The sequence below is a fragment of the Acidimicrobiales bacterium genome (assembly GCA_041394265.1).
GTDB lineage: Bacteria > Actinomycetota > Acidimicrobiia > Acidimicrobiales > SZUA-35 > JBBQUN01.
Genome location: JAWKIO010000005.1, coordinates 2,267,416 through 2,278,967, shown reverse-complemented (window position 1 = coordinate 2,278,967; position 11,552 = coordinate 2,267,416). Strand labels below are relative to the sequence as shown.

At 66.9% G+C, this 11,552-nt stretch carries 8 protein-coding genes; 3 read left to right on the top strand and 5 right to left on the bottom strand.

The window, feature by feature from the left end; translation table 11 throughout:
- Window position 1: 1 nt before the first annotated feature.
- Complete coding sequence (locus R2733_11190) at window positions 2-877, bottom strand: alpha/beta hydrolase (GenBank protein MEZ5377062.1); 876 nt, start codon at window positions 875-877, stop codon at window positions 2-4.
- Between the two features lie 279 nt (window positions 878-1,156).
- Here R2733_11190 and R2733_11185 point away from each other — a divergent pair, with 279 nt between their 5' ends.
- Both R2733_11185 and R2733_11180 read left to right on the top strand, forming a co-directional pair.
- Window positions 1,157-3,931 (top strand): cation-translocating P-type ATPase, encoded by a 2,775-nt coding sequence (locus R2733_11185; protein ID MEZ5377061.1) that lies wholly within the window; start codon window positions 1,157-1,159, stop codon window positions 3,929-3,931.
- Window positions 3,928-5,217: a hemolysin family protein gene (locus tag R2733_11180; GenBank protein ID MEZ5377060.1), complete on the top strand. Its 1,290-nt coding sequence runs from the start codon at window positions 3,928-3,930 to the stop codon at window positions 5,215-5,217. The genes R2733_11185 and R2733_11180 overlap by 4 nt, the downstream gene beginning before the upstream one ends.
- Before the next feature lie 37 nt (window positions 5,218-5,254).
- Here the strand turns inward: R2733_11180 and R2733_11175 are convergent, their stop codons facing one another.
- The 4 genes from R2733_11175 to R2733_11160 are packed head-to-tail and all read right to left on the bottom strand — an operon-like array spanning window position 5,255 to window position 11,027.
- A complete protein-coding gene (locus R2733_11175; protein MEZ5377059.1) occupies window positions 5,255-6,652 on the bottom strand; it encodes an amidase family protein in 1,398 nt (465 codons plus the stop codon).
- Between the two features lie 14 nt (window positions 6,653-6,666).
- Window positions 6,667-7,719, bottom strand: coding sequence for a cytochrome d ubiquinol oxidase subunit II (locus R2733_11170; protein ID MEZ5377058.1), 1,053 nt, complete (start codon window positions 7,717-7,719; stop codon window positions 6,667-6,669).
- Window positions 7,719-9,158, bottom strand: coding sequence for a cytochrome ubiquinol oxidase subunit I (locus tag R2733_11165; GenBank protein MEZ5377057.1), 1,440 nt, complete (start codon window positions 9,156-9,158; stop codon window positions 7,719-7,721). Before R2733_11165 ends, R2733_11170 begins: the two co-directional genes overlap by 1 nt.
- A gap of 21 nt (window positions 9,159-9,179) precedes the next feature.
- Window positions 9,180-11,027 (bottom strand): ABC transporter ATP-binding protein, encoded by a 1,848-nt coding sequence (locus R2733_11160; GenBank protein MEZ5377056.1) that lies wholly within the window; start codon window positions 11,025-11,027, stop codon window positions 9,180-9,182.
- A 128-nt stretch (window positions 11,028-11,155) separates the two neighbouring features.
- Between R2733_11160 and R2733_11155 the strand changes: the two genes are divergently transcribed.
- A complete protein-coding gene (locus R2733_11155; protein ID MEZ5377055.1) occupies window positions 11,156-11,398 on the top strand; it encodes a hypothetical protein in 243 nt (80 codons plus the stop codon).
- Window positions 11,399-11,552 lie beyond the last annotated feature (154 nt).

Here is an 11,552-nt window from a genome sequence, read left to right as displayed (position 1 = left end):
CTCACCCAGCGGTGTGGGCGGACAGCCAGCCGATGATGTCGGCGGTGATCTCGTCGCGATTGGTTTCGTTCAAGATCTCGTGACGCGCTCCGGGGTAGACGGTCACGCTGACGTCGTCGATCCCGGCGTCGCGATAGCGCTGCCCGAGCAACTCGACCAGTTGTCCGCCGCCGGCGAGCGGATCGTCGCTCCCCGATGCGATCAGGATCGGGAGGTCACCGCGTATTCCGGCAAGCACCGTGGCGTCGGCCAGACGGGCGGCGGGCGCGAACAGCATCGGCACGGTGTCCTCTGGAAGGTCGAACCCACACCACGGATCGGCGACGTATCGATCGACCTCGGCCTCGTCGCGTGACAGCCACTCGTAGCCGGTCCGATGCTCGAACCCGACATTGAATGCCTCGAGCCCGACCGGCCCGTCCGACGCCGCCATCCCCGCGGCGAGCACGTCGAGCACCGTCGAACCGGAGAGCACGACGCCCGAGTACTGCGTCGAGTGATCGACGATGACCGCCTGCGAGGCGAACGACCCCATCGAGTGCCCGAACAAGAAGAGGGGGAGGGCATCGTGCTCATCGGCGAGGAGGCGGCCGTACTGGGCAACGTCGGCAATCAGGCCGTCGAACCCTGCAGCACCGAAGTCACCGAGGTGATCCTGACCCGTCCGGCCGTGTGCTCGATGATCGACACCGAACGCCAGGTAGCCCGCACGATTGAGCGCCATGGCGAAACGTTCGTAGCGACCGGCGTGCTCGGCGAGCCCGTGAGCGATCTGGACCACCCCACGCGCGGCCCCTGCGACGTCGGTCCAGGCGTACGTGGCGATCTCGATCCCGTCGGCGGAGGATACGAAGGACGAGTGGGTGGCGTTGCTCATGGCCGCATGATCACACACATCACCCTCCGGTGTCGCTCGGACCGCGTGGACGCCGGGGCGAGGCCGACCGCCAACAGATGGTTTTGAAATGGTGTGTTCGATCACACATTTTCGTTGACGTCTACGGGGCAAGTGGGTATCGTCACCATCACTGAAGGGGAGTACCCCTCGAGGCCAGTCGTCAGTACGCTCGGAAACGAGCCGGTGTGGCCAGCCCGACACGTTCGGGCGGGGAGACGTTCAGCATTCGTCCAGTCGTCGTGTGCTGAAAGGTCGTCCGTGTCCGACGTCATCGTTGCCTCCCCCGCTCCCTCCGATCACCGTGATTGGCATCGCCTGTCGATCGACGAGGTGGTCCAAGCACAGCATTCGTCGCTCGACGGGCTCTCCGCGGACGAGGCCGCTCGCCGCCTCGCCGACGTCGGTCCGAACGAACTCATCGACAACGGCTCGACGCATCCGCTGAAGATCATCTGGCAGCAGGTCTCCGCCGTGATGGTCGTGATCCTGATCGCAGCAGCCCTGATGTCACTGTTGCTGGGCAAGTACCTCGAGGCCGGCGCCATCGGAGCCATCGTCGTGCTCTTCACCTTGCTGGGCTTCTTCCAGGAGTACCGAGCCGAGCGAGCGATCGCCGCCCTCCGCCAGATGTCGGTACCGCTGGTCAAGGCACGACGAGACGGCCGCACCGTCGAGATCGCCGCCGCCGAGTTGGTGCCGGGCGACGTCGTCCAGTTGGAGGCCGGCACCATCGTGCCCGCCGACCTCCGTCTGCTGGAGGTGGCGAATCTCCGGATCGAAGAGGCCACGCTCACAGGTGAGTCCGAACCCGTCGACAAGCAGACCGAACCGGTCGCCGGCGACGACGTTGCCATGGGCGATCGACGCAGCCTCGCGTTCAGCGGCACCCAGGTCGCGGCCGGGCGGGGCAGCGGCATCGTCGTTGCGACGGGCATGGACACCGAACTGGGCCGCATCGCGACACTGCTGCAGGGTGTGCAGGACGAGGAAACGCCGCTCCAGGTTCGCCTCGACCGCGTCGGCAAGCAGTTGGCGCTGATCGGCGTCGTGGTGGCGGGTCTCGTGGTGGCGATGGGAGCGCTCGGCGGTGAATCCGCATCGGATCTGGTGCTCACGGCCATCAGCGTCGCCGTCGCTGTCATCCCCGAGGGTCTGCCCGCCGTGGTCACGTTCACCCTCGCGATCGGGGCCCAACGCATGCTGCGCCGCAACGCCCTGATCCGCAAGCTGCCTGCCGTCGAGACGCTCGGTTCGGTGACCGTGATCTGCTCGGACAAGACAGGCACGCTGACACAGAACAAGATGACCGTGACAGCCCTGCACGTGGGGAACGAGCAACTGATGGCCGAGCCCGGCGCGCCGATCGATCTCGACGGCTGGAGCGAGGGGCACCGACTGCTGGTCGCCGCGGCGGTGCTCTGCAACGATGCCGAGGTGGAGCCCTCCGGGACCGACGTCGCCATGATCGGCGACCCGACCGAGACGGCCCTCCTCGAGCTGGCGCTCCGCGCCGACATCGATGTCAAGGCACTCCGCAGTGCGTCACCCCGGACGGGTGAGAACCCCTTCGACTCGGGCCGGAAACGGATGAGCACCGTGCATGGTTCGCCCGACACCTCGGGCCACCCGCTGTTCGCCGCACTCGACCCCGAGCGTCCGGTCGCCTTCGTGAAGGGTGCGATCGACGGTCTCACAGCGCACGCCGAGCAGATCTGGACCGACGACGGTCCCCGCACCTTCGACGACGAGCAGCGGCATCGCGTCCTCACGGCCAACGACGAGATGGCCGCCGCCGGGCTCCGGGTGCTCGGCATCGCCTACCGTCAGTTCGATCCCTCCGACGCTCCGGCCGACCAGGCACGAAACGCCGAGACGGCGCTGACCATCATCGGACTCGTCGGCATCATCGACCCGCCACGGCCCGAGGTTCGCGACGCGGTCGAGCGCTGCCGGTCGGCCGGCATCCGCCCGGTGATGATCACCGGCGATCACCCGCTCACGGCACGGGCCATCGCCACGCAACTCGGCATCACCGACGGGGAGCGGGTGCTGACCGGTGTCGACCTGGATCGGCTCAGTCCGGCCGAGTTCGACGACGCGGCGGCAACCGTGCCGGTGTTCGCTCGTGTGTCCCCTGAGCACAAGCTGCGGATCGTCGAATCGCTGCAACGCCAACACCATGTCGTCGCGATGACCGGCGACGGTGTCAACGACGCTCCGGCTCTCAAGCAGGCGAGCATCGGTGTCGCCATGGGCATCACGGGCACGGACGTCACCAAGGAGGCGTCCGACATGGTGCTGCGCGACGACAACTTCGCCACGATCGTCGCCGCCGTCGAGGAGGGGCGGGTGATTTACGACAACCTCCGGCGATTCGTCAGCTTCGCCGTCGCCGGCAACCTCGGCAAGATCATCGTGATGCTCGGCTGGCCGCTGCCGTACCTGTTGGCCGGGGGCGAGTTCGATGACGCCGTCGCCCTCCTTCCTCTCCAGCTGCTGTGGCTGAACCTGATGACCGACGGCCTGCTCGGGCTCTCGATGGGTGTCGAGCCTGCCGAACGACGGGTGATGCAACGCCCGCCCCATCTTCCCGGCGCCAGCCTGTGGGCCGACGGACTCGGACGGCAGACCCTCTGGGTCGGCGCCGTGATCGGTGCCGCCTCGCTGGCCGTCGGCTTCGTCTACCGGGAATCCGGGAGCGATCTCTGGCAGACCATGATGTTCACCACGCTGGCGTTCATGCAGGTGTTCCAGGCGCTCGGGACACGGTCCAACACCGAGTCACTGCGGACCATCGGGTTCACCACCAACCCCGTGATGCTCGCCATCGCCGGCGCCGTCGTCGGTCTGCAGCTGGCCGCGTTGTACACCCCGCTGAGCAGCTTCCTCGATCTCGAACCGCTCGGTGTCATCGATCTCGTCGTGAGCGTCGGCCTGGGCGTTGCGCTGCTGGTCGTGCTCGAAGTGGGCAAGCTCGGCCGTCGTGGTGAGGGCGCCGACGTCGAGGGCTCGGAGGTGCAGGTCCTCCGTTGAACGAGATCCTTCCCCAGCTGGCGTTGATCGGTGTGTTGGTGATCCTCAACGCGGCCTTCGCCGGCACCGAAATGGCACTGGTGTCACTGCGCGAAGGCCAACTCCAACGGCTGGAGGCTGCATCGTCCACCGGTGCCACGCTCGCACGGCTGGCGCGCCAGCCCAACCAGTTCCTGGCGACCATCCAGATCGGGATCACGCTGGCCGGCTTCCTCGCATCGGCAGCCGCCGCGGTATCCCTCGCTGCCCCGTTCGAGGAACCGTTGTCGTTCCTCGGCGGGGCGGCGGGCCCGACGGCGGTGGTCGTCACCACGCTCATCCTCGCCTACCTGACACTCGTCTTCGGCGAGCTGGCGCCGAAGCGACTTGCCCTTCAGCGAGCCGAGGCCTGGGCGATGGCCATGGCCCGACCGCTCGCCGCACTGACCACGGCCACACGACCCGCCGTGTGGCTGCTGTCGCACTCCACCGACCTGGCCGTGCGTCTGCTCGGTGGCGATCCGAGCCGGCATCGTGCCGAGGTCACCGAGGAAGAGCTCCGGGACATGATCTCGGGTCACGACGAGTTCACGGCCGAACAGCGCCTCATCATCGATGGCACCTTCGAGGTCGCAGACCGCACGCTGGCCGAGGTCCTGGTGCCTCGCCGGTCGGTTTTCGTGCTCGACGCCGACCACACCTGCGCCGACGCGCTCGCCGAACTGGCCAAGTCCGGACACACCCGGGCGCCGGTCGCCCCGTCTCGCAACCTCGACATGACGATGGGAGTGACCCATCTCCGACAGTTGCTCACCGGGGCCGACGAGCCGATCACGACCGCCATGGCCGAGGTTCCGGTGTTCCCCGAGGCCGCCCACGTGTTGCCGACGATGCGCGATCTCCAGGTCGCCCGAGCCCCCATGGCGCTGGTTGTCAACGAGCACGGCGGTGTCGAAGGCATCGTCACCATCGAGGACCTCCTCGAGGAGCTGGTCGGCGAGATCTACGACGAGACGGATCCGGACCCCACCACCGTTCGAACGGAGGGCGACGGCACCCTGATCGTTCCTGGCGCCTATCCGGTGCACGATCTCGCAGACATCGGCGTCGAGATGCCAAGCGGGAACTACACCACGATCGCCGGCCTGGTGCTCGACCAGCTCGGCCGCATCCCCCGTGAAGGTGACGAGGTGGTGCTGGATCAGTGGATCATCACGGTGACGTCGGTGCACCGGCACGTGATCGCCGAAGTGGCCGTGACGCCGATCCCCTCTGACGCCGACGCGCCGGAGCCACTGGTGCCGTGACGCCCTCGATGTGGGGCCTGGTGGTCGGCTCCCGCGGTCAGGCAGGCGGACGGTGATGGTGCTGGGGCCGGGCCGACTCCATGGCCCGAGCTGCTCGCAGGAGTTGGGCATCGCCGAGTGGCGCGCCGACCACCTGCACCCCGACCGGAAGGCCGGCATCCGTGAAGCCGGCCGGGAGTGACAGCGCCGGCAGGCCGAACATCGTGACCCGGGAACACGATCGCATCCACTCGAGGTAGCGACCCATCGTGCAACCGGCGACCTCGGTGGGGTACTCCCACTCGACGGGGAATGGCGACACCTGACTCACGGGAGCGACGAGCAGATCGATGTCGGTGAAGAACTCGACGGCTCGACGCCACAACACGGTGAGATGTGACTGCGCCTGCCACACATCGGCTGCGCTCAACGCCCGGCCTCTCGCCACCTCGTCGCCCAGCACGGCCTTCGCCTCGCTCAGACGTTCGCCCAACGCTCCGAGCGGCCCATTGGCGTAGTACCACGCCCGGATGGTCTCGAAGCGCTCGTCGACGCCACCCATGTCGGGCTCGGCGTCGACCACCTCCCATCCCATCGAGGTCAGCCACTCGGGGACGGTCGCGATGACCGCCGACACGTCGGCCTCGACCGGGAGTCCACCCAGCGATGAGCTGTAGGCCACACGGAGCGGCCGCTCGACGGGTTGTCGCGCCGATTGGCAGTCGACCGTGCGATGCAACGGGTCGCGAGGATCGGGAGCGGCGAGCACCTCGAGCAGCAACAGCAGATCATCGACCGTCCGAGCCATCGGTCCCTCGATCCCGTAGGGAAGGAACGCGTTCCCGGGGCCGACACTGGGGACGAGCCGGGACGAAGACCGGAAGCCGACGATGTTGTTCCATCCCGCCGGGTTGCGGAGCGACCCACCGGCATCGCTGCCATCGGCAAGGGCGAGCATCCCGGTTGCCAATCCGACCGCTGCGCCCCCGGACGATCCACCGGCCGAACGCTCGGGTTGCCACGGATTGCGGGTGATCCCATGGACGGGATTGTGCGTATGCGAGCCTGCGCCGAACTCCGGCGTGTTTGTCTTGCCGACGGCCAGTGCGCCCGCCGCCTTCATCCTCGCCACCATCAAGCTGTCGGCGACGGGCCGATGGTCGGCGAAGATCGGCGAGCCGTAGGTGGTCGGGAAATCGATCGTGTCGGTCAAGTCCTTGTGTGCCGTCACGAGCCCGGCGAGGGGGCCGAGTTGGTCGCCACGGGCCAGCGCTGCGTCTTGCGCCTCGGCACGCTCGAAGGCATGGGAGGGATCGAGGGCAACGATGGCGTTGAGCTCCGGGTTGCGTTGATCGATTCTTCGCACGTGAGCATCGAGCAGTTCGCGGGCCGAGACCTCCCCGGATCGAAAGGCTTCCTGCTGGGCAACGGCGGTGAGGTCGACGAGTTCGGTCACCCGCAGATCCTCGCTCAGTGCTCGCCTTCGAGCGACTCCAACCGGGCGAAACTGGAATCGCCACGGCTCTGATCGGTCGACAGTGCGCCCTCGGCGGTGAGTCGTAGGAGCCAGAACAGCGAAGGAATGACGAGCACGACGGCAAGTGCGAACGCCACCACGAGAGCCCAGAGTGTGGCCGACGACGTAGCGGCGTCGGCGATCTCGATCTCGTCGACCAGCATCCACGGATACTGGCCGACGCCCCAACCGACGAGCACGCTCACGACGGCCCCGACAGCGGGCACCCGCGCCACCTGCGGGCGTCCGCGTGCGAGCAGGTACATCGTGGCCAAGCCGCAGGCGCCGGAGGCGACGATCAGCGGCGCGCCCCAGGTTTCGAGACCGTCGGCGAGCGAGGAGGCGTCCGACTCGATGACGTAGATCCCGACGAGCGACACCATGCCGAGCACCACCGCCGTGATCTGCGATCGACGGGTGAAGTACGCCGTGAGGTGCGGCTGGCCATCGCGGTCGGCGTCGGCTGCCAAGAAGACAGCCGCCAGCCACATACAGGTGCCAACGGCGAGTGCGCCGCCGAGCAACGAGGTCGGGGTCATCCAGACCTGCCACGGGTCGATCGGTTGGTCGAGCCGCACCCGCCCGGATGCGACGGCTCCGACGGCGGCGCCGAGAAAGAACGGCGTCACCAACGACGACACGGCAAAGAGGGCGCCGAAGAACCGAGCCTGTTCGAACGACGACGACGACTTGCGGAACACGAAGGCCCCACCCCGGAAGATGATGCCCACCCCGACGCCCAGCATCGGGATGAACACCGCCGTGACCAGCGCGGCGAAGACCCTCGGAAACCCGGTCCAGAGGAACACCAGGACGAAGATCAGCCAGACGTGGTTCGCCTCCCAGACCGGACCGATGCTGCGATCGATGCGATGGCGAACATCGGCGCCGCGGTTGGAGGACCCGGCGAGGAGATCCCACGCGCCGGAGCCGAAATCGGCCCCGCCGAACACGGCGTAGGCGAGCACGCCGAGCCAGATGATCGAGATGACGACGTGGACGAGCATCAGTGAGCCACCTCGACGCGTCCGGCGGCCCCGCCATCGCCGGCATCGTGCGATCGTTCTTCGGTCGGACCGTACGGTGTCGGAGGATCACCTCCTGCTCGCCAACGGTTCGACATGCTGCGCAACACGAACCAGGCCGACGCGCCGAGGCCGAGGTAGACCACGACGAAACCCGCCAGGACCAGACCGATCCCGTCTCGAGGCGTGACGGCATCCTCGACGAGCATGACCTGTTGGGCGATCCAGGGCTGACGCCCGGTCTCGGTCGTGGTCCAACCCGCTTCGAGGGCAAGCACCGCCGCCGGACCGGTCAAGGCAACCAGGCGATACCACCAGGTCGCCGTCGGGAGCTCACCGGTCCGCCACCGCTTCCACCCGGAGAAGGCGGCAAGCGTGAGAAGTGACATCCCGATCCCGACCATGAGCTGGAACGACAGGTGGACGACGTTGACCGGTGGGCGCCGATCGGGTGGGACGGCGTCGAGCCCGGTGATCGTGGCGTTCGGGTCAAAACTCTGCAGGAGCGACGTGAGATCGGGAATCTCGATGGCACCGACCTTCTTGCCGTCGACGATGACGCCGCCCAGGGTCATGGGAGCGCCGGCGGTCGTGGTCTCGAGCAATTCGATGGCTGCGAACTTCGCCGGCTGGTCGGCGGCAACGTTACGAGCCGCGAGGTCGCCGGTGATCAACTGGATGGGAGCGGTGACGGCTCCGACGGTGAAGCCGATGACGACGCCGAGCCGATGGAGCCGATCGCGGCGACCCCGGAGCCAGCCGACGGCGTAGACCGACGCAACGCCGAAGCCGGTGACCATGTAGGTGGCCGGCAGCATGTGCAGGAACTGCGGCAGGACCGAGCCGTTGAACATCGCCCGCCACGGCTCCACGTCGACCACCTCGCCGGTTGCCCGATACGTGGCGAGGTCGAAGCCGGTCGGCTCGTTCATCCAGCCGTTGACCGCCAGGATGCAGAACGTCCCGAAGATGCCGGCCAACCCGATCGGGATCAGCGTGGCGAGGTGGAGGCGGGCCGGCAGACCCTTCCATCCGTAGAGGTAGATCCCGAGGAAGATCGCCTCGAGGAAGAAGAAGATTCCCTCGAGTGCAAATGGCAGCCCCATCACATCGCCGAAGGTGCCCATCAAGCCCGGCCACAGCATGCCCATCTCGAAGCTCAGCGCCGTTCCCGAGACGGCGCCGACGGCGAACAGCACCGCAGCGGCCTTGCTCCAGCGCCGGGCCAGGGCGAGGGCATCGACGTCGTCGTCACGCAGACCGCGTCGGTGCGCGAGATAGATCAGGGTCGGGAAGGCGACGCCGAGGCACGACAAGACGATGTGGAAGCCGAGCGACAACGCCATGAGCCAGCGCGCCGCCAACAGGTTGGCCTCGGTGTTCCCGCCGGCGCCGGCGATCAGACCACTCAGACCAGACATGACGGGCCTCGGCTTTCTTCGTCAGCGAACGAACAGCTGGTAGAGGTCGGCGTAGACCCCACCCTCAGCGAGTAACTCCTCGTGCGTACCGGATTGGGCGACCTGTCCATCGTCGAGCACCACGATCAGGTCGGCCTCGGTGATGGTAGACAACCGGTGAGCGATGACGAGAGCCGTGCGCCCCTCGAGTGCCTCGGCCAGCGCGGCCTGCACGAGCGCCTCGTTCTCGGAGTCGAGGTGGCTGGTCGCCTCGTCGAGGATCACCACGGCGGGATCCTTCAGGAGCATGCGGGCGATCGACAGGCGCTGCTTCTCACCACCGGAGAATCGATAGCCACGCTCACCGACGACCGTGTCATAACCGCTCGGCAACTTGGCGATCACGTCGTGGATCTGCGCCGCCTTGCATGCTGCGATCATGTCCGTCTCGCTGGCATCGGGGTTGGCGTAGCGCAGGTTGTCGGCGATCGACTCATGGAAGAGGTGCGGGTCCTGCACCACGACCCCGATCGCCCGACGCAGCGAACTCTGCGTGTAGTCCCGAACGTCGTGCCCGTCGACGAAGATGGCGCCGTCGGTGACGTCGTAGAGCCGGGGAACGAGGTTCGTGATCGTGGTCTTCCCTGCGCCCGACGGACCGACGAGGGCCACCAGCGTTCCCGGCTCGATCGTAAGCCCGAGGTGCTCGATGACGGGTCGAGCGTCGGCGTCGGACAGCGAGGACGACGGCGTCTCGAGCGACGGGATGATGGTCTCGTTCGACAACGGGTAGCGGAAGGTGACGTCGCGGAACTCGATCCGGCCCTTGGCAGCCGTGAGTTCGATCGCATCAGGGGCGTCGGCGAGCGGGCTCGGGGCGTCGAGCACCTCGAAGACCCGGTCGAAGCTGACGAGCGCGGTCAGGATGTCGATGCGAGCATTGGTGAGACCCGTGAGCGGCTGATAGATCCGGCCGACGAGGAGGCCCATGGCGGCGAGATCACCGACGCTGAAGTCGCCGTTGATCACCATCAGACCGCCGAGGCCGTAGACCAGTGCCGTGCCGATCGAGCCGAGGAGGCCGAGCATGATCATGAACGCTCGGGTGAACAGTGCCGATCGGATACCGATGTCGCGCACGCGCTCCGCTCGGCTCGAGAAGAGGCGGACCTCGTCGTCGTGACGGCCGAACAGCTTGGTCAGGAGGGCCCCCGAGACATTGAAGCGCTCGGTCATCGTGGAGTTCATCTGAGCGTTCAGATCCATCGACTCACGGGTGATGTTCTGCTGTACCGACCCGATTCGACGATAGGGCAGGACGAAGAACGGGGTCAGAATGAGTGCCAGCACGGTCAGCCGCCACTCGAAGATGAACATGGCGATGAGGGTGGTGACCAACGTGATCACGTTGGCGACGACGGTGCCGAGCGTGGCGGTGAGGGCTCGTTGCGCTCCGATCACGTCATTGTTGAGACGATTGGTGAGCGTTCCGGTCTGGGTCCGGGTGAAGAAGGCGATGGGCATGCGTTGGACGTGATCGAACAAGGCCGAGCGGAGGTCGTAGATCACCCCTTCGCCGATGCGCGCCGACAGGTAGCGCTCGCCGAGTGCCAACGCCCCCTCGAGGAGCGATGACCCGACGATGAAGAAGGCGAAGATCCCGAGCAGACGCTTGTCGGCGTTCGGGATGGCGTCGTCGATGATCCGCCCGAAGAGCACGGGAGGCACCAGCCCGAGGGCAGCCTGCGCCGTGGTGATGGCGAGAAATCCCATGACCATGCCTCGGTACGGTTCGGCGAAACGCCAGACCCGCGCCGCCGACTCCTTCGTGATGCGGGCTCCCTTGACGGAGTCTCGGTCGCGGGGCCAGATTGCATGCATCGCCATCATCGCTCTGCAGGCTACGCCCGACACCTCCCGTCGAATCGTTGGGCGAGCTCGGCGAGTGAATGAGCGGGGATCCGAGGGTGTGACGTTCGACCCTATTGGCCCCTGGTCGTTCGCTTCACTCTGTCGTGGTGACGATCTGTGACCCGACCGAGCGCAACCGCGCCAACTCCGGTGCGACCGAGGGTTCTCCAGATCAACGTACCGAGTCGATCGTGCAGCAGCTGTATGCGACCGGTCTCAACCTGCAGATGTGTCTCGACGGCGCCAACAGCCCAGCGCAGCGGCACCGACTCGAGCAGGCGATCGATGTGCTCGATGGCCTGATCACCGAGCTCGGCTCGCGCCCTCTGAACCACCGCTCGGAGGACTGAGCCGAGCGCACCTGCGTCGCGAACAGACAGCCCTTCGCGATGCGAACTGACAGCCCTTCGCGATGCGAACTGACAGCCCTTCGCGATGCGAACTGACAGCAGAGTGTCACCTACGGCGTTTTTCCTCGATACTGGTGGGGCCCATCCCGGTCAG

Coding starts and splice junctions, on each gene's coding strand:
- R2733_11170 (MEZ5377058.1), bottom strand. CDS start 7,719: ATGCTCGTCCACGTCGTCATCTCGATCATCTGGCTCGGCGTGCTCGCC.
- R2733_11160 (MEZ5377056.1), bottom strand. CDS start 11,027: ATGATGGCGATGCATGCAATCTGGCCCCGCGACCGAGACTCCGTCAAG.
- R2733_11190 (MEZ5377062.1), bottom strand. CDS start 877: ATGAGCAACGCCACCCACTCGTCCTTCGTATCCTCCGCCGACGGGATC.
- R2733_11165 (MEZ5377057.1), bottom strand. CDS start 9,158: ATGTCTGGTCTGAGTGGTCTGATCGCCGGCGCCGGCGGGAACACCGAG.